The sequence below is a fragment of the uncultured Maricaulis sp. genome (assembly GCF_963975345.1).
Lineage (GTDB): Bacteria > Pseudomonadota > Alphaproteobacteria > Caulobacterales > Maricaulaceae > Maricaulis.
In genome coordinates, this window is the sequence record NZ_CAXBGE010000014.1 from 1 (window position 1) to 17,964 (window position 17,964).

The window sequence follows — 17,964 nt, forward strand, 5'->3', positions numbered from 1 at the left end:
TGACAGCCGTCGCCCGCAAAGTCCTCGTCATCGCAAATGCCCGCGTCCGAGATGCAAATCTGGCACTCCCGCAACTGACTTGATGACAAGGAGTGGGATTTATTTGATGGGGTCGGCGCCTTCCACCGCAACCAGGTAGTCAGCGCCAAGCTCGCTCGCTCTTCGCCAACTATCTTCCAAAAACAAAACCCGTGTCATCCCTGACGGATGCCCGGGCGCGAAGCGGTCCGGGCGGAGATCAGGGCCCCAGACCCGGCATCGCTGATCCAGCTCGCTGACGAGCAAAATTCCACCACCCCGCTGCTGACGCACCGTGCGTCGGCGTCTGGGTTCCTGATCTGCGCCCCCGATCAAGTCGGGGGCATCCGTCAGGGATGACAACGCGTGGTGAACTTACCAATTGCGCAATTCGACCGGCGCCAGGCTCGCCGGATCGGTGCCGCCAATACGGGCGTAGAGATCAATCCAGTCCGGATTCTCGCGCTCGATCATTGTCGTCTTCCAGTCGCGCCGCCAACGCTTGATCCGTTTCTCGCGCGTGATGGCAGCATTGATGTCCTCATGCATTTCCCACCAGACCAGCCGGTCAACGCGGTATTTTTTCGTGAAGCCTGGCACCTGTGCCGTCTTGTGCTCGAACACGCGCCGCACGAGATCATTGGTCACGCCGCAATAGAGCGTGCCGTGCCGGCGCGAGGCGAGCAGGTAGACGAAATAAACCATGTTACAATCTTAACGCGAAACTCTCTTCATGTCATCCCTGACGGATGCCCGGGCGCGAAGCGGTCCGGGCGGAGATCAGGGACCCAGACGTGCCGCCAATCATCCAGCTTGCGCAGGGGAAATTTCCACCGCCACGCTGCTGACGCACCGGGCGTGGGGCGTGTGGGTCGCTGACCTGCGGCCCGACCAAGTCGGGCCATCCGTCAGGGATGACAAGGAATTGGATTTTGAGGGGTGTAAGTCAGGGCCTCGCAGCGCTATCCCCGCCCTCCACTCTGAAAGCCCGAGGCACAACAACCCCTTCCCCCACCACCTCCGCCAGATACCCACACCCCCGCCCAGCGAGCCCATAATACCTCCACGTTCTGCCCCAGACGGTGCACAGGAAGAGGCAGACGGGTGGCGCCGGGTTGGCCTTGATCAGACCGCCCTTAATTGGCTCGAAGGAGCCGGGCTTCACCGGGTTGTGGACGGTCCCGAGGGACGCATTCACCTACATATAAACGCAGACTTCCCGATGGATCGTCCGCAATGCCCGAAAGTGCCGATGCCGCTTGGTAACGGCGTTCTTGCCTATGAAAAACCACACCCTTGTCATCCCGGCCGGATGCCCGGCCTTGTGCCGGGCGTAGCGCCGGGACCTGCCCCCGAATGACAAGTCTGTTGAAAGGCACACAACAAACGTCCAAACCACCACTAAACGACCAAGGAACGACCCCATGAGCACCATCTGGCGCCTCACCGCTTTCGCTGATTTCAAGCCCCTGGCCGATGCAGTCGAGCGGCTGGACGAGGTCTATCCACCGATTGCCCTGTCCTGGCTGTTGTTTGAGGACGGCGCAGCGGCGCGGATGGATGTGTTGTTTGAGGCGCGTCCCGATGAGACAGCGTTTCGGGCGGCTTCAGGGCTGGCGGACGATATCGCGGTCAGCGTCGAGCCGATGCCGGACGAGGACTGGGTGCGCATCTCGCTCGAGGGGCTCAAGCCGGTCGATGCCGGGCGCTTCGTGCTGTTCGGGGCCCATGACCGCGAGGCGATCACGGCCGGGCAGGTCGGGATCGAGATCGAGGCCGGGCCGGCGTTTGGCACCGGCCATCACGGCACCACGCGCGGCTGTCTGATCGCCTTTGATGACATGCTCAATGCCGGCTTCAAGCCGACGACCGTATTCGATCTCGGCTGCGGCACCGCGGCGCTGGCGATCGCGGCGGCCAAGGTATTGCCCGACTCTGAGGTCATCGCCTCGGATATCGACCCGGAAGCGGTCGAGGAGAGCGTTGAGAATTGCGTCAAGAACGGCACGCCGGGGATTGATTGCTTCGTAGCCGAAGGACTTGATCATGCCAAGCTGGCGGGGCGCGAGTTTGAGCTGATCTTCGCCAATATTCTCGCCGGACCGCTGGTCGATCTGGCGCCGGGCATCGCACGAGCGCTGGCGCCGGGCGGGCGGGTCATCCTGTCCGGTCTGCTGACCGAACAGGAGCCCTGGGTGCGCGATGCCTATCTCGCCGCCGGGCTCACCGTCCACCGGCAGCCGCCTCTGGAAGGCTGGGCGTGTCTGGTAGCCAGCAAGCGCTAGTCCAACGACAGGGCAGCGATAGGTTAGCGATAGGCCAACAGGCTATTTGCGCTTGGCTTTCAGGCCGCAGGACGACAGGAAGCCGTCAACATCATAACTGCGTGCACGCACCCGAACACCGGCGCGTTCACGCGAGCGATCCAGGGTGTGGGAAAAGCTGTCACCGCCATTGAGGCGCAGAACGTCATCCATCATCGAATACATTTTAAAGTCTCTCGTTTACGCGCAGTCCACCATCGGGCTTCGAGCGCTGTCTGCGCCGCTTTGTGTCAGCTGTGGAGGCCCGTTACCGCAGGGCCGGTCTGCGCAAATGCATACAGAAGCCAACAGGCATTGAAACCCGCCGCCGCTAGGCCTAGCTTGCGCGAATGACCCAAATGATCTCCCAGACTTTCGACGTAAAAGGCGGCTATCGCTATGGCCGCGAGAATGTTCCCAAGCTGCGCGCAGAGCTGGAAAAGCTCGGTCTCGACGGCTTCCTCGTCCCGCATGAGGACGAGTATGACAATGAGTATCTACCTGATTGCAATGAGCGTTTGCTCTGGATCGCCGGTTTCTCCGGCTCCGCTGGCGCCGCCATCGTGATGGCCGACCGCGCCGCCGTCTTCGTCGATGGCCGCTATACCGGCCAAGTCAAGCAACAGGCCGACCCGGAAATTTTCGAATATTGCGACCTGGTCAATCAGGGCATGTATGGCTGGATCGAAGAGCATGGTCAGCCTGGCCAGAAGATCGGTTATGATCCGCGCCTGCACAGCCCCGCAGCGCTCGACCTTTTGAAGACCGCCGCGATGCGGGCCAAGGTCGATTTGATCCCCGTCGAGACCAACCCGATCGATCTCGCTTGGACCGATCGTCCAGCCGCGCCCATGGCCAAAATCAATCCGCAACCGCTTGAATTTGCGGGCGAAGACCATAATTCCAAACGCCACCGCATCGGCATTGCCGTCGCACGTGGCGGTGCCGACGCCGCTGTTATCACGGCCCCGCCATCCATCGCCTGGCTGTTCAATATCCGTGGCGGCGATGTCTCGCGCTCACCCCTGCCCTTATCCTCCGCGATCATCAACAAGGACGGCACCGCCACCCTGTTCGTGGCGCCGGAAAAGATCACCAATGAAACCCTCAGCCATCTCGGCAATCAGATCGCCCTGCGTCCGGAAACCGAGTTCGAAGCCGGCCTGTCCGAGCTGAAGGGTCAGACCGTCCGCGTCGATCCGGCCACGGCCTCAGCCTGGGTGCTCGAACGGCTCGGTGCCGGCGGTGCCAAGGTGCAAAAGCTGGAAGACCCGGTGATGCGGCCCAAGGCGGTCAAGAATGCCGCCGAGATCGAGGGCTCCCGCCAAGCGCATATCCGCGACGGTGCCGCCATCGTCAAATTCCTGCACTGGCTCGACACCGTTGCCCAGGCCGGCGAGGTCGATGAAATCATCGCCGCCCGCAAGCTGGAAGCGATCCGCAAGACCTTGCCCGAATTGCGGGATTTGTCGTTCGACACCATCTCCGGTGCCCAGAGCAATGGTGCGTTCGCGCATTACCGCGTCTCCGAAGCGAGCAATCTGAAACTCGTGCCCGGCTCGCTCTATCTGGTAGATAGCGGCGGCCAATATCCAGACGGCACCACCGACATCACCCGCACCGTGCCGATCGGCCAGCCAACGGCTGAAATGCGCACCCAGTTCACCCGCGTCCTCAAGGGCCATATCGCCCTGGCCCGCGTGCGCTTCCCCAAGGGCACCACGGGTACCCAGCTGGATATCCTGGCGCGTCTGCCACTGTGGGAGGCCGGTTTCGATTATGATCACGGCACCGGCCACGGCGTCGGCGCTTTCCTTGGCGTGCATGAAGGCCCGCAGCGCATTGCCAAATCACCCAATGCCGTCGCGCTCGAGCCCGGCATGATCCTGTCCAACGAGCCCGGCTTCTACAAGGAAGGCGGCTATGGCATCCGGATCGAGAACCTGCAATTCGTCACCGAGGCGGCCCAAATCGACGGCGGCGAACGGCCGATGCTCGGGTTTGAAAGCCTGACCATGGCGCCGATCCATCGCGAACTGGTTGATGTCACGGCATTAACGGCGGCCGAGATCGGCTGGCTCGATGCCTATCACGCAGAAGTCCGCAGCCGCATCGCTCCGCTGGTCGAGGGTGAGACGGCAGCCTGGCTGCACACCGCGACCGAACCCCTTGTCGGCGCCACACCCTAGTGTCGCGTTTCGTCCCAGCGTCGCGTTTCGTCATTGTTCTTGCGGCACTGATCCTGAGCGGCTGTTTCTATTCGGAACGGCCGCTGATCGGCCGCTTTAGTGCGGAATTTCCGCTGCCCGACGGCATTTACACCCACACGCCCTATCTGACCGACGGCACGCCCTTCGACCAACCGATGTGGCGCGGCGAAGTGCGCCGGCGCGGCGCCAGCTATCACTCCGAAGTCCCCGATTTCCCGCACGAAAACGTTCGCCTGCGCGAACTCTCTCCCGGCATTTACGTCGCCCAGAAGCCCGATGACGATAATTGGGTCTATGGCCTGGTCTGGATCTATCCCGGCGGCATCGTCACCTATCACCAGCCCTCCTGCGCGGAACTGGAACAGGCCGTGCTCGATGATTACGACGTCACCCAGGCCGAGGGCGAGGCGGGCTATTGCCGCGTCGATGACTGGGAGCGGCTGAGCGGGATTTTGCTGAGCTATCTCGAGGCTGTGGGTGAGCCGCGCATTGACGGGGTTTACCGGCTGGTCGGCGAATAGTCTGACACAATCGACACTTCCGCAATTGACGCCACGATCGCCTCCAGCGTGTTCTGAATATCAGGCAGCGGGGGCGGCAGTTCACTTCTAAGGGTGATTTGGATCGTCGGTCCGGTTCCACGCAACCACCAATCCACAAACGCCCCGAATTCATGGAATTCGCCATAACGCTGCCCGGAGACCGAGCCAAATTCGACAGGTTCGGTCGACACAGGCTTTCGGGTTTGTTGCGTAATCCACATGCCCAGATCAACTGGCAATGCCCGCACCGACAATGAAATGAAGAAGGTGTGGTCGAGAACATCAACGCTCCACACCGTTGTGGTCAATGAGTCCGCCGCCCAGTCGGCGCGGCCGCAAAGACGGACAGAGGCGTTCGCCTCGTTCGGAAACTCCAGGACATAGGGTCCGACCAACAGTCTCATAAGGTTTGCTTTCCCTGCAGTGAGACAGACGGAGTGTCGTTGGCACGGCGCAAGACTCACCCCTCCCCGATCAGCACAAACCACTCATCTTCCGAGATCATCTCCACCCCAAGCTCCGCAGCCTTCTTGGCTTTCGAGCCTGCCCCCGGCCCAGCCACCACCAGATCCGTCTTCGCCGACACGCTCCCCGCGACCTTGGCGCCGAGCGATTGCGCCTTGGCCTTGGCTTCGTCGCGGGTCATGCGTTCGAGGGCGCCAGTGAAGACGACGGTCTTGCCCGCGACCGGGCTGTCTGACGCGACGGCCTGCGCGTCTTCGATGGTGAGCTCGGCCACCAGCCGCACCAGAAGATCGCGATTATGCGGTTCGGAGAAATACTGGTCGAGCGCCTCGATGACGGTCTCGCCAATGCCGTCAATGCCGAGCATTTCGGCGCGGACAGTCTCGTCGGACAGGGTCTCGGCGGCGGCGCTGAAGGCGACCCAACTGCCATAGGTCCGCGCCAGCAGCGTCGCCGTATTCTCGCCGACATGGCGGATACCGAGCGCATTGAGCAGGCGTGACAGGGCAATCGTGCGGCGGCTCTCTATGGCGGCGAAGAGATTATTGGCGCTGGTCTCGCCCCAGCCCTCGCGCTCCTGGATTGGCGGATCGATCTCACCGGCCGCATTGCGCGCCTTGAGGGTGAAGATGTGCGAGGGTTCGGTGATCAGGCCTTCATCATGAAAGGCCTCGATCTGCTTGGCACCGAGCCCCTCGATATCGAAGGCCTTGCGTCCGACGAAATGGCGCAGTCTTTCCTTGATCTGGGCACCGCAGATCAGCCCGCCGGTACAGCGGCGCACGACATCGGGCTTGCCGGTCTTCTCGTCATGCTCGCGCACCGCCTGGCTGCCACAGATCGGGCAAGTCGTCGGGAAAACAAAAGCCTCACCGCGACCCGGGCGATCAGCATCGACGGCCCGCACGATCTGGGGAATGACATCACCGGCGCGCTGGATCACCACCCTATCGCCAACGCGGACATCCTTGCGCGCGATCTCGTCCTCGTTGTGCAGCGTCGCATTGGAGACCACAACGCCGCCAACGGTGACTGGCTTCAGCCGCGCCACCGGGGTCAGCGAGCCGGTGCGGCCGACCTGGATGTCGATGCCCTCGAGCACGGTGGTGGCCTGTTCGGCGGGGAATTTATGGGCGATAGCCCAGCGCGGCGCGCGGGCGACCTGACCGAGGCGGGCCTGCCAGTCGAGCCGCTCGACCTTGTAGACGACACCGTCAATATCATAGCCCAGACTGGCGCGCCGGGCCTCGATATCGCGATAGACGGCAATCAAGCCCTCAACGCTGTCGCAGACCCGCATCAGCTCATTGATCGCAAAGCCCCACTCGGCGAAGCGCTGAACGGCGCCCATCTGGGTCTCGGCCAAGGGCGCGCTCAACTCACCCCAGGCATAGGCAAAAAAGCGCAAAGGGCGCTGCGCCGTCATCGCCGGGTCGATCTGGCGTAGCGAGCCGGCGGCGGCATTGCGTGGATTCTTGTAGGCGGGCTTGCCGGCCTCTTCCTGGCGCTGGTTGAGGGCCGCGAAATCGGCATGGCTCATATAAACCTCGCCGCGCACTTCCAACACATCGGGCCAGTCATTGCCTGGCAGACTTTGCGGGATGTCCTTGAGGGTGCGGATATTGGCGGTGACGTCCTCGCCTGTCGTGCCATCGCCACGCGTCGCGGCGGAGACGAGCTCGCCCTTCAGATAACGCAAATTGGCCGAGAGCCCGTCAATCTTGGGCTCGGCGGTGATGGCGACAGCTTCGTCCTCGGACAGTCCGAGAAAGCGGCGCACCCGGCCGACGAAATCGGCGACGTCCTCATCATTGAAGGCATTGCCGAGCGAGAGCATCGGCACGGCATGGGTGATCTCGCCGAACTTGCCCGATGGCGCGGTGCCGACGCGCTGGGTCGGGCTGAACAGATCGACCAATTGCGGAAAACGCACCTCGATCGCCTCGAGCCGCTGGCGCAGGGCGTCGTAAACCGCGTCGGAAACCTTGGGCGCATCTTCGGTGTAATAAGCCTTGTCGTGGCGGGTAATCTCTCGCGCCAGCCGGGCATGCTCGGTGCGCGCCTCGGCCTCGCTGAGAGTTTCGACATCCTTCAAAGCGCTCATGCTCGACCCCGAACCCCGGCCCGCCGCGAATCGAAAGCGGATACCGTTTTACGCCAATACAATAGCATCCTGCTCGCCCGACTCGACTGCCAAACGCCGATCAGCTCACGGCCGGCCGCCGGCCGGGAAGAAGCGGATACGGGCGGTGTCTTTCGTACCGGGAGGGTCCTGAAAAATCGAGCCGGCAGGGCCAGCAGCCTGCGCAGAAATCATTGGCGTCGCTTCTGTCTGTTGCGCCAGTGGCTGAATATTTCCAGCCCGACCGAGAGGGCGAAAACAGAAATCGCCAGCCCAACTGCGGTGCGATAAATCAGCATTGAAATGCAAAACAGGATCGAGCTGCAGGTGTGTACAAGCGGCGAAAAACTGATCCCGAACACTTCCATGAAGTCGAGCAATGCGCCGCGCCCGGTCTGGTCTATCGCGAACAGAAAAAGGGCTCGCAGCCCTATGGGATCGGAAACCGAGAAGGTCCGTAATGCGAAGTCGGGATCAAGGCTCATCTCCCAACCCATAATCAATGTGATCACGACCGGTGCGGCGATGATGAGGATAGGTAGTTGATACAGGGCACGACGCCGGAAGCGGACATCATTGACGCACCGCCGCAGGACCTGCAGCGACCGCAACAAGAGCAGCGCCGGAGCCAGTGCCAGCACGTAGATGAGAAGTGAGTTATTCATTTTCGACCTGTCCAAACACCGATGATATGCGCAGGCACTGGATCGACATCACCCGGCCCGCGCCACAACCCAACTCTGGCCAACTCTGGCCAACTCTGGCCAACTCACTCTCGGGATTGATCCCCCAGAAACCGCGGGGTGTAGCTTTGGTCGATGTGCCAGAAGTTGAGGTCGAGATGCTCAAGCGGCCGCTCGGGATCGCCCGGTTCGGCCCCGGTTCGCATGGTGATGGCGATGTCGGCGAGCACACCGGGATGCAGCCGGAAGTGATTATGCCGGGCCTCACCATGGGCGTCGTCGACCAGGATGAAGTGGACCGAATCCACCCCTTGGAACACAGCCCGGGACTCCGCCGATAATTCTTCAGGCGCGAGCGAGCCGAAGCGCACGCCGCCGAACAGCCAGCCCGACACACCCAAGGCATCATCATGCCGGTTCAAATAAACATCGATCTGGCCAAAGCCGAGGCCAAACATTTCGGCGACCAGGCGTTGTTCCATCACGCCCAGATCAATGTCAGGCGCGGCCAGGATCAGCGTATTGATGCGATAGGTATCGTGCATCGACACGCCGGCACCGCGCGATTCGATCAGAAGTTCGCGCAGCGCCGTCGTCGCAATCTGGGCACCGCGGCTATGCGCGATCAGGATGATTTCATCGACCTCTTCGGTCGCGGCGAGCAGGCGCAGCGTCTCCTTGAGATGAAACACCGAGAACTCGCCATCCTGGGTGTCGCCGAAATAGCTGAGCGCATTCGGCTCCCCAGTCGGCCAGCTGAACATGATCGGGACCCCGTCCCAGCCCGATGCAGCCCACAATTCGAACAGGCTGAAAGCGCCGCGTTCGAAGCTGTTGTTGAAGCCATGAACGAAGAGGACGACCTTGCCGGTGTGACGTTCGGCCAACTCGCCGGTCAAGACGCGGCTGAACTCGCGGCGGGCCGCTTGGTAGGCCAGAATCGTTGTGCGATCGCGCCGCATCTCTCCGTCCTGGATTGAAAACGGCATCGGGGTTCCGGGAAAACGAACCGTCTCCACAATATTGGCAAGATCATATCGCGGGGCAGCGTGGGAGTGGTCTGCGCCCGACATATAGCGGGCATAGGCCTGCGGCGTCATATTGGTGACGCCAACCTCAAGCGACCCGAACGCCATCGAGCTGGACCGGTCAGTGCCATATCCGCCGCCATCAGCCTGACTGCGGTCAGTCACGTAGAGGAGCGTCGGCACCGTCGGTTCGGCGGAAATATCGCTATCAGGCTCAACGGCAGCCGAGCGGATCCAGGGATTGGGTGAAACCGCACCCGGATAAGGATGCGCGCAGGCGCCCAAGGCGAATACCAGAAGAATGCTGCCAATTCTGTTCATTCTTCCAGCCCCCGCCAGTGAAAGAAGATTGTGGATCTTCTCGCTGATTTGCCGGGCGAAACCTAGCAGAACCGTCCAGACAGCCAAGTTTGAACGTCAAAAAGCGCGCAGACGTGAACGGCTGTGATCGGAAACGGAGCGGCTGCTCTTTGGCGAAATCTACGCCCCGACCGCCATCAACTGATCCGCCTGCGCCCGTGCGGCATCGGTGACTTCGGCGCCGGACAACATGCGGGCAATCTCTTCGCGGCGGGCCTCGCCGGTGAGCTGGACAAGCACGGTTCGAACACCGCCAGCACCATCATCTTCCTTGATGATTTTCCAGTGATGATCGGCCAGCGCGGCGACTTGTGGGCTGTGGGTCACGACCAGCGTCTGGCCGGATTTCGCCAAGCGTTTCAGGCGGCGGCCAACCGCATCGGCGACGGCACCGCCCACGCCCTGATCGACCTCGTCAAACACCAGCACCCGGCCATCCTCATCGCCGGCCAGCGACACTTTGAGTGCCAGGCCGAAACGCGACAGCTCGCCACCAGAGGCGATCTTGTCGAGGGCCCCGAAGGGCGCGCCCGGATTGGTCGAGACTTCGAAACGCACACTGTCGCACCCTTCTGGTCCGGCGCGGTCGGTATCGGTGACCAGGGCGACGCGAAATTGGGCCTTGTCCATTTTCAGGGGCGGCAATTCGGTGGCGACGGCGGCGGCGAGCTTGTGGGCGGCGGCGTCGCGTGAGCGGGTCAGGGCGCCTGCCGCGTCGCGATAGAGCGCCTCGGCTGCCTGGACACTCTTTTCGGCCTCAGCGATACGCTCACTGGCGTTCTCGATCGCGTCGAGCTGGTCGGCGAAGCGGATCTGCAGACCAGACAGGGCATCGACACCAACTTCATGCTTGCGCGCCAGTGCGCGCAGGGCAAACAGTCTTTCCTCGACGCTCTCCAGCCGGCCCGGTTCGAGATCGAAAGCGCGCGCCGCGTCGGTCAGAGCGTCACCGGCCTCATTAAATTCTATCAGAGCGCGGTCGATCGCCGCCGAGGCGCGCTCAAGCGCCTCGCCGGCCGCACCGCCTGCGCTGCCGATCTGATCACGCACGCGCTCCAGACCCCGCATCGCGATATTGAGCCGCGCCTCGAGTCCGCCACCATCACCGGCCAGCGCATCCTGGGCCTCCTGCAGATCGCCAAGCGCGCGCTCGGCGCCCATCAGAAAATGCCGTTCGGCGGCCAATGCCTCTTCTTCGCCCGCGCGCGGTTGCAGCGCGTCAATTTCGCCGAGCGCATGACGCAGAAAATCCTGCTCCTCGGTCGAGGCCGAATGGGCCCGTACCAATTCGTCCAGACTGGTGCGGGCCTTCGACAGCTCCGACCAGGCCTTGCGGCAAGCTTCGCGTAGTCCGGCATTGTCGGCATAGGCGTCGAGCTGGCTGCGATGGGTTTTGGGGTCGAGCAGGCCGCGACCGTCATGCTGGCCATGCACTTCGACCAGCACATCGCCAAGAGAGCGCAACAGACCGATACTGGCGGGTTGATCATTGACATGGGCGCGGCTGCGGCCGTCTTCGCCCAGGCGCCGGCGCAGGATCAACGCTTCGCCGGGTTCAACCAGAATACCGGCCTCATCGAGCACCGCCCAAGCCTCATGGCCAGCGGCGAGATCGAACTCGGCAACGGCAGAAGCCTCGTCGGTTCCGGCGCGGACCAGACCACGTTCGGCGCGCTCGCCAACCGCCAGTCCGAGGGCGCCAAGAAGAATGGATTTGCCGGCGCCGGTTTCGCCCGTCAGGGCGCAAAGGCCGCGGTCAAAGCCGGCATCAAGACTATCAATTAGAACAACATTGCGGATCGAGAGCGATTGCAGCATTCAGAGCGACAGCACCTCCCCGTCCGACCTAGCCGAAGATACGCTGCATCGCGCGCTCAAGGAAGGTCGGATCGCGCTGATCGATCGCCTCATCAATCGCAATGCCCTCACGGGTCAGCAGATCATAGCTGTTCTGATACCAGTCGCTGCCGGGAAAGTTATAGCCGAGCACGGCAGCCGTCTGCGTTGCTTCAGCGTCAAGACCGAGCGCGACATCAGCTTCCACCAGGCGATGCAGGGCCTCGGGGACGTGTGAGGTCGTGCCATAATTGCGAATCACGTTTTGAAAGCGATTGATCGCCGCGAGATGGTAATTGCGACGCAAATACCAGCGTCCGATATCCATCTCTTTGCCAGCAAGGTGGTCGCGCGTCATGTCAATTTTCAGACGGGCATCGGTCGCGTAGCGGCTTTCGGGATAGCGGCGGACCACCTGCTGCAGCGCATCGAGCGCCTGCTGAGTGATTTGCTGGTCGCGGCCGACATCGACGATTTGCTCGAAATAACTAAGGCCTATCAGGTAATACGCATAGGGCGCGCTGCGATTGCCGGGGTGCAGTGAGATGAAGCGTTGGGCGTCGGAAATCGCCTCGTCGTATTTATTGGCCTGATAATTGGCGAAAGCGGCCATCAGCATCGAGCGACGGGCCCATTCCGAATAGGGATGCTGGCGCTCGACCTCGTCGAACTGGGCCGCAGCGAGTTGGTACTGACCGCGGTCCATCGAAGCAAACGCGTCGGCGTAGATCGACTCGGCCGGGCGTTCGACATAAGCCACCGAAGCGTCCGGTCCATTTGCGCAGGCCACAACCAGAGCGGACAAAAGAATGGTCGGCAGCAAACGCGACAAGAAGGTCATATTGAACACGGCTCAACAGCTAGGGCGGTCGAATGACCGCCGGTTCCAGAACGCTTGTAGCGGATCATTCGCCGCGACAAAAGTGCCGCGTCAGCTGGACCGCCGCAATATCAGGAATTCGCCATCGCCACGTCTTGCTGGCAAGCATCGCGCAGGGTGACCATCTTCCAGGCGGACGTGTCGGCCAGCAGCGCCCGGAGCGCCTGGTTATTGATCGCATGGCCCGGACGTTGGGCATGATAGCGCCCAATGATCGGCGCGCCGGCGAGGTAAAGATCACCCAGTGCATCGAGCGCTTTGTGGCGTGCGAACTCATCGTCAAAGCGCAGGCCTTCAGGATTGGCGACGCCGTCATCATCGAGCACGACCGCATTGTCCATCGAACCACCACGCGCCAAGCCGGCCGCCAGCAGAGCATTGAGATCTTTGCGGAACCCAAATGTGCGGGCCGAGGCAATATCGGCAGAGAAGATTTCAGGCGTGACTTCGAAGCTGCAGGCCTGATTGCCAACAGCGCTGTGATCGAAATTGATCTCGACTTCGATCATCGATTTGAGCGCCGGCAGGAAGCTGGCGCGGCGGCCTTCGGATTCGATCACAACAGGCTTGAGCACCTGGATCGCGCGGCGTGGCGCGGCAAGCTGTTTCAGGCCAACACGGTTGATAAGCACTACGAACGGCGCAGACGAGCCGTCCATCACTGGTAGTTCAGGGCCATCAACCTCGATCGTCGCATCATCAACACCAAGCCCGGCGAGCGCCGCCATCAGGTGCTCGACCGTCGCGACAGACGCGCCGGCCGCATTGGCGATCGTGGTGCCGAGGCGAACGGTCGTGACGTTCTCGGCCCGCGCCGCAATACGATTGTCGAATTCGGTGATGTCCGAGCGGACGAAGCTGATACCAGCGCCGGTTGAAGCCGGCTTCAAAGCGAGGCGCACATGCTCCCCGGAATGGAGACCAATGCCTGCGCACACCACAGGTGCCGCCAATGTTTGCCGGTAAATCACAACAACAACGCCGTCTCTTCTGGTTCAACAATGAACGACGTACGTCGCCCCTCAGCTGCACAAAACGACATGCGGCGTCATCATTCAATTAAAGCTTTGTTGCTGTTTGTTACGCGGACCCGGTGTCAATTGGCCTGACGGCGCAGGAAGGCCGGGATTTCGAGATCGCTCTCATCCACGCTTTCGCCGAACAGATCGCCACTCGCCATGCGAGTTGTTGATTGTACGGGCATATTTCGCGCGTTTGGCGCGGCCTTCGGGGCCGGCTCGGCCGGCTTGCGGCGACGCCCAAACAGGGAGAATCCGCTCCGCTTTGGCTCGTCTTCAGCTGGCGCGGGCGCCTTGCTGCGGGACGGACCTTCGCTGGCACGGCGCTGTTCATAGCGCGCATTGAGGGTCGCTGCCTCTTCGGCAAGGCGGGCCTGGTCGACACGGACCTGCGGTGTTTCCGCGCCGAAGTGATGCGACGGATCGGCGGTAGACAGATATGGGTCATGTCTGGTCTCGACCGGTGCCTGGTCCTGGGCGACAGCATCGCTCAACTCCTCGGCGCCGACAGCCATTGGCAGGGCTTCAACCTGTGTTTCGCGCGGCGCCTCGTGACGCTCGACCGGTGCGGGCTGGTCTTCAGCCACGACGCGTCCGGGGCGATCCGAATTGGTCCGCTTCCAAGGGAGGATGGCATCACTCGGGGCCCGGTCTTGCTGAGCCGCGCCGCGCAGGCGGGCGCGCGGATCAACCACGGCAACCTCAGCATCGATCCCGGTAGCGACAACGGAGACCCGCATCGAGCCTTCCATCGTCTCGTCAAAGGTCGAGCCGACAATGATATTGGCTTCCGGATCGACTTCGGAACGGATTTCATTGGCCGCTTCATCGACTTCATACAGCGTCATGTCATAACCGCCGGTGATATTGATCAACACGCCGGTCGCACCGCGCATCGAGACATCGTCGAGCAGCGGGTTGGAGATGGCGGCCTGGGCGGCCTCGATGGCGCGTTTCTCGCCGGAGGCTTCGCCTGTGCCCATCATCGCCTTGCCCATCTCGTTCATCACGGAGCGGACATCGGCAAAGTCGAGATTGATCAGGCCGGGCATCACCATCAGATCGGTAATGCCGCGAACACCGGAATGCAGCACCTGGTCGGCCATCGAGAAAGCTTCGGAGAAAGTGGTTTTTTCGGTCGCGATCCGGAACAGATTCTGGTTCGGGATCACGATCAGTGTATCGACATGATCCTGCAGCTGGCCGATGCCCGCCTCAGCCAGTTTCATCCGGCGCGTGCCTTCAAAGTGGAAGGGTTTGGTGATCACACCGACGGTCAAAATCCCCATTTCACGGGCCGCGCGCGCCACAACGGGTGCTGCGCCAGTGCCAGTGCCACCGCCCATGCCGGCGGTGATGAAGACCATATGGGCACCCGCGAGATGCTCGCGGATATCCTCAATTGAATCTTCGGCCGATTGCTCGCCCACTTCAGGGCGGGCACCGGCGCCGAGACCCTCAGTGATCGCGGCGCCCATCTGGATGCGTTTCTCTGCCTGCGAGCGCGCCAGCGCTTGGGCATCAGTATTGGCCACGACGAAGTCGACACCCTCGAGCTTGGCCTCGATCATGTTGTTGACGGCATTGCCGCCAGCCCCGCCGACGCCAAACACAACAATGCGGGGACGCAATTCGGTCGTTTCAGGAAGGGAAAGATTCAACGTCATGCGAGACCTCGTGGTCAGGTGGTTCGGGTAATGATCGATTCACCATGAAGTTTCCGCCTGCGACGCTTAAGCGAGAGTTAAGCATCACGGATATTTTCGAATAAAATCCATCTCGGACCCGGCGATGTGCGGGGCTGGCGACGCCGGGCTCAGCCGGCGCGGCGAGCAAGCTTCGTTCGTTGCCGGATCCAGTGCTCGATGGCGGGGGCCGATTCCAGGTATTCGAGACTGTGCCCCATCGAGCGCATGCCATCAGCGAACGCCGCGATCGTCTCAGCGCCGCGTGCGTCGCCGGCGCGGATAATGCCAAAGCTCAGCCGGTGATTGGCGAATGCGTCGAAAAGCTTGGCCACATGCGGCGCTTCGGCTACGGCGACGTGCATGTTGACCCGTCCGAAATCGAGCAGGATGCGGTAAATGCTCAATTCGTCGATGGCGGCGACGATTTGTTCGATCGTCTGCACCGCAGACATCCAGTCTTCGTGGCCATCAAAGACGACCTCGATATAGCCGGCGGACGCGTGGGGAATTATGCGATTGAGTGACATGGTATCGGCCTGTTGCTTACAGAGCCGATATAGCGCGTTTGGGCGCGCCAATCGTTACTTTACCGGTCATTGATTATGAGCTGTGCAGGCCTGTCTGGCCAATCAGAAGCTCTCGGCGAACCATCGCCAAACGGCACCACCGCGCTCGTTTTCACGCGTCGGGTCACGGCGCAGACGCGTGGCCGACAAATTGCCAACCCGCGGCGGTCCGGCAATGGCTTCGGCCGCCCCGCGCGTCTCACGGCGCACGACGCCGGCCACCGCGCTAAAGGCCGGTCCCGACACAGCATCACCCAGTCCGGTAATGCCACCCGGCCCGGCAATGCGGACCTGTTTGCCAAACACCCGGCCGGCCAGTTCGCCCGTGCCGGGCAATTGCGAGGCCCCGCCGGTGAGCACTAAACGGCGACCGGAGGTTTTGCTGACCCCGGCAGCGTCGAGCCGGTCGCGGATCAGCTCGAAGGTTTCTTCCAGCCGTGGCCGGATGATGGAATTGAGCAGGGAGCGCGGCGCCGAACCATAGACGCGGTCGCCGGTCACCGATGGCACCTCGATCATCTGCTGATCATCGTCCGGGCTGTCCAGCGCGGACCCGTACAGGGTCTTCAAACGCTCGGCAGCGGCCAGCGGCGTCGACAGGCCGCGCGCGACATCGGAGGTAACGTGCGAGCCGCCAACCGGGACTGTGTCGATATGAAGAAGCGCGCCTTCCGAGAAGACGGCTGCGGTGGTCGCACCAGCGCCCATATCGATCAGGGTCGCACCGAGTTGCACTTCATCATCGCCCAACGCCGACAGGCCGGAGGCATAGGGTGTGGCGACCACACCCTTGAGATCGAAATGGCAGCGCTCGACGCAGGTCATCAGATTGCGCAAAGGCCCGATGGCGGCCGTGATGACATGCACCTCAACGCCGAGCGTACGCCCGAACATGCCGCGCGGATCACGAATGCCGCGATGATCATCAACCGACCAAGCCAGCGGAATCGCGTGCAGGACCACGCGGTCAGCGACGGAAAATTCCGACAGCGCGCCGTCGAGCAGACGGCGTAGATCACGCTCGGTGACTTCGCGCTGCGGCAGATCGATCTCGGCCGCCAGGCGGGTGCTGGACGGCTGGCCGGCCGACAGGGTCACGGTCACCGAATTGACCGCTTGTCCGGCCATGCGCTCGGCCTGTTCAACGGCGGCGCGGATCGCTTCGGCCGCCTCGTCCATATCGACAATGGCGCCGGCGCGGACGCCGCGGCTCGATTGATGGCCAACGCCAACGACGCGCGGACGCGGCCCGGCAATCGTCTGATCGGTCTTGGCGATGAAACAGGCAATCTTGGACGAGCCAACATCGAGTGCAGCACAAACGCCGGGTGTCTTGCCATTGGCGCCATTGGCGGCGCTCTGCGGACGGAGAAACTCAAACACACTCATGCTTCATGCTCCCGCATGCCGGCCGCGGCAGCCCGGTCGGGCAACGCTCTGACAATCAAATCACCCTGCCCGCGCAGATCGAAACTCTCAGCCGCCAGCCGCAACACGCCACGCTCGGCCTGCAATCGCGCCAGGATCGCCACCGAGGCCCGGACATCGCCTTCCGGCAATTTCACATCGGCGCCGCTATCAAGCCGCAAATTCCAGCGCCGTTCGCCAACCCGCACGGCACCAACGACATGGGTCTGAATGGCCGGATAGCGCGCCAAGGCATCAACGATCTCGACCACATGCTGATTGGCGCCATCGGCGACCACAAGCGGCAGAGCCGGCGGATTCATCACATCAGCCGCCGCCAGCACGACACCGTCGCGGTCGATGATATTGAGCACGCCTTCGACCTGCCACAGGGCGAAGGCCTCACGCGTCTCGACCACGATAGAGACCCGGTCAGGCCAAAGCCGTGCCACGGTCGCCGAACGCACAATCGGCAGGGCCTCGACGCGGGCGCGGACGGCAGCCGGATCAACGGAAAACAGGGATTGGCCGTCATAGATTTCGGTCGCCAGAACGATGGAGTGGGCAATCTCGTCGCCGGCGCCGGTGACATCGACCGAGCGCACCGCGAAGCCCATATCAGCCAGCCTGACGGTGAGTTTGTCGCCGCCGAGGCGCACCACATCGTCGAGTTGGCCGAACAGAGTCAGGCCGGCGATGGTTGCCAGCAAGAGTGCGGCAGCCGCCATCGCGCCCATACGGGCTGCATTTGCCACTCGATAACGCGCACTTCTGACTTGAGCTTCCGCCCAGTTACGCAAACGCCGCGGTGCAGACACCGCGGCGGACCGGTGGTTA

16 protein-coding genes are annotated in these 17,964 nt (G+C 62.4%); 3 read left to right on the forward strand and 13 right to left on the reverse strand.

The genetic code is table 11. From position 1 onward, the window contains the following. Positions 1-393: 393 nt before the first annotated feature. Positions 394-723 (reverse strand): GIY-YIG nuclease family protein, encoded by a 330-nt coding sequence (locus tag AAC029_RS14230; protein WP_339749096.1) that lies wholly within the window; start codon positions 721-723, stop codon positions 394-396. Positions 724-1,442: 719 nt separating this feature from the next. Here AAC029_RS14230 and AAC029_RS14235 point away from each other — a divergent pair. After that, positions 1,443-2,303: a 50S ribosomal protein L11 methyltransferase gene (locus AAC029_RS14235; protein WP_339749098.1), complete on the forward strand. Its 861-nt coding sequence runs from the start codon at positions 1,443-1,445 to the stop codon at positions 2,301-2,303. Between the two features lie 42 nt (positions 2,304-2,345). On the opposite strand, the gene AAC029_RS14240 is transcribed toward AAC029_RS14235, so the two are convergent. Next, complete coding sequence (locus AAC029_RS14240; RefSeq protein WP_339749101.1) at positions 2,346-2,507, reverse strand: hypothetical protein; 162 nt, start codon at positions 2,505-2,507, stop codon at positions 2,346-2,348. Between the two features lie 164 nt (positions 2,508-2,671). On the opposite strand from AAC029_RS14240, the gene AAC029_RS14245 reads away from it, so the two are divergent. Continuing rightward, the gene (locus AAC029_RS14245; protein ID WP_339749104.1) at positions 2,672-4,510 is read left to right on the forward strand and encodes an aminopeptidase P family protein; all 1,839 of its coding nucleotides are present in this window, start codon (positions 2,672-2,674) and stop codon (positions 4,508-4,510) included. Next, positions 4,510-5,052: a hypothetical protein gene (locus AAC029_RS14250; RefSeq protein WP_339749108.1), complete on the forward strand. Its 543-nt coding sequence runs from the start codon at positions 4,510-4,512 to the stop codon at positions 5,050-5,052. The genes AAC029_RS14245 and AAC029_RS14250 overlap by 1 nt, the downstream gene beginning before the upstream one ends. Here AAC029_RS14250 and AAC029_RS14255 read toward each other — a convergent pair. From AAC029_RS14255 to AAC029_RS14305, 11 genes are all read right to left on the reverse strand, one after another. Continuing rightward, positions 5,031-5,477, reverse strand: coding sequence for a hypothetical protein (locus AAC029_RS14255; RefSeq protein WP_339749113.1), 447 nt, complete (start codon positions 5,475-5,477; stop codon positions 5,031-5,033). The two genes, AAC029_RS14250 and AAC029_RS14255, sit on opposite strands and share 22 nt — an antisense overlap. 56 nt (positions 5,478-5,533) lie before the next feature. Then, positions 5,534-7,642 (reverse strand): NAD-dependent DNA ligase LigA, encoded by a 2,109-nt coding sequence (gene ligA / locus AAC029_RS14260; protein ID WP_339749117.1) that lies wholly within the window; start codon positions 7,640-7,642, stop codon positions 5,534-5,536. A 209-nt stretch (positions 7,643-7,851) separates the two neighbouring features. Beyond that, positions 7,852-8,325: a hypothetical protein gene (locus tag AAC029_RS14265; RefSeq protein WP_339749122.1), complete on the reverse strand. Its 474-nt coding sequence runs from the start codon at positions 8,323-8,325 to the stop codon at positions 7,852-7,854. A gap of 104 nt (positions 8,326-8,429) precedes the next feature. Further along, positions 8,430-9,692: an alpha/beta hydrolase gene (locus AAC029_RS14270; RefSeq protein WP_339749126.1), complete on the reverse strand. Its 1,263-nt coding sequence runs from the start codon at positions 9,690-9,692 to the stop codon at positions 8,430-8,432. 159 nt (positions 9,693-9,851) lie between these two features. Next, on the reverse strand, positions 9,852-11,549 hold the full coding sequence (gene recN / locus AAC029_RS14275) for a DNA repair protein RecN (RefSeq protein ID WP_339749130.1): 1,698 nt from the start codon (positions 11,547-11,549) through the stop codon (positions 9,852-9,854). Between the two features lie 28 nt (positions 11,550-11,577). Beyond that, positions 11,578-12,408, reverse strand: a complete 831-nt coding sequence (locus AAC029_RS14280) for an outer membrane protein assembly factor BamD (protein WP_339749134.1) — start codon at positions 12,406-12,408, stop codon at positions 11,578-11,580. 110 nt (positions 12,409-12,518) lie between these two features. Beyond that, positions 12,519-13,418 (reverse strand): UDP-3-O-acyl-N-acetylglucosamine deacetylase, encoded by a 900-nt coding sequence (gene lpxC / locus AAC029_RS14285; protein WP_339749137.1) that lies wholly within the window; start codon positions 13,416-13,418, stop codon positions 12,519-12,521. 125 nt (positions 13,419-13,543) lie between these two features. Then, positions 13,544-15,133, reverse strand: a complete 1,590-nt coding sequence (gene ftsZ / locus AAC029_RS14290; RefSeq protein WP_339749141.1) for a cell division protein FtsZ — start codon at positions 15,131-15,133, stop codon at positions 13,544-13,546. Positions 15,134-15,282: 149 nt separating this feature from the next. Then, entirely contained in the window at positions 15,283-15,681 is a 399-nt protein-coding gene (locus AAC029_RS14295; protein WP_339749146.1) for a hypothetical protein, read from the reverse strand. A 102-nt stretch (positions 15,682-15,783) separates the two neighbouring features. Next, positions 15,784-17,109 carry a cell division protein FtsA gene (gene ftsA, locus AAC029_RS14300; protein ID WP_339749148.1) on the reverse strand — a complete coding sequence of 442 codons (1,326 nt, stop codon included), beginning with the start codon at positions 17,107-17,109 and terminating at the stop codon, positions 15,784-15,786. Then, positions 17,106-17,882 (reverse strand): cell division protein FtsQ/DivIB, encoded by a 777-nt coding sequence (locus tag AAC029_RS14305; RefSeq protein WP_339749151.1) that lies wholly within the window; start codon positions 17,880-17,882, stop codon positions 17,106-17,108. The genes ftsA and AAC029_RS14305 overlap by 4 nt, the downstream gene beginning before the upstream one ends. Positions 17,883-17,964 lie beyond the last annotated feature (82 nt).

Excerpts from the sequence above, each read along its gene's own strand:
- AAC029_RS14230 (WP_339749096.1), bottom strand. The coding sequence starts at position 723 with ATGGTTTATTTCGTCTACCTGCTCGCCTCGCGCCGGCACGGCACGCTC.
- AAC029_RS14235 (WP_339749098.1), top strand. The coding sequence starts at position 1,443 with ATGAGCACCATCTGGCGCCTCACCGCTTTCGCTGATTTCAAGCCCCTG.
- AAC029_RS14240 (WP_339749101.1), bottom strand. The coding sequence starts at position 2,507 with ATGTATTCGATGATGGATGACGTTCTGCGCCTCAATGGCGGTGACAGC.
- AAC029_RS14245 (WP_339749104.1), top strand. The coding sequence starts at position 2,672 with ATGACCCAAATGATCTCCCAGACTTTCGACGTAAAAGGCGGCTATCGC.
- AAC029_RS14255 (WP_339749113.1), bottom strand. The coding sequence starts at position 5,477 with ATGAGACTGTTGGTCGGACCCTATGTCCTGGAGTTTCCGAACGAGGCG.
- ligA (WP_339749117.1), bottom strand. The coding sequence starts at position 7,642 with ATGAGCGCTTTGAAGGATGTCGAAACTCTCAGCGAGGCCGAGGCGCGC.
- AAC029_RS14265 (WP_339749122.1), bottom strand. The coding sequence starts at position 8,325 with ATGAATAACTCACTTCTCATCTACGTGCTGGCACTGGCTCCGGCGCTG.
- AAC029_RS14270 (WP_339749126.1), bottom strand. The coding sequence starts at position 9,692 with ATGAACAGAATTGGCAGCATTCTTCTGGTATTCGCCTTGGGCGCCTGC.
- recN (WP_339749130.1), bottom strand. The coding sequence starts at position 11,549 with ATGCTGCAATCGCTCTCGATCCGCAATGTTGTTCTAATTGATAGTCTT.
- AAC029_RS14280 (WP_339749134.1), bottom strand. The coding sequence starts at position 12,408 with ATGACCTTCTTGTCGCGTTTGCTGCCGACCATTCTTTTGTCCGCTCTG.
- ftsZ (WP_339749141.1), bottom strand. The coding sequence starts at position 15,133 with ATGACGTTGAATCTTTCCCTTCCTGAAACGACCGAATTGCGTCCCCGC.
- AAC029_RS14295 (WP_339749146.1), bottom strand. The coding sequence starts at position 15,681 with ATGTCACTCAATCGCATAATTCCCCACGCGTCCGCCGGCTATATCGAG.
- ftsA (WP_339749148.1), bottom strand. The coding sequence starts at position 17,109 with ATGAGTGTGTTTGAGTTTCTCCGTCCGCAGAGCGCCGCCAATGGCGCC.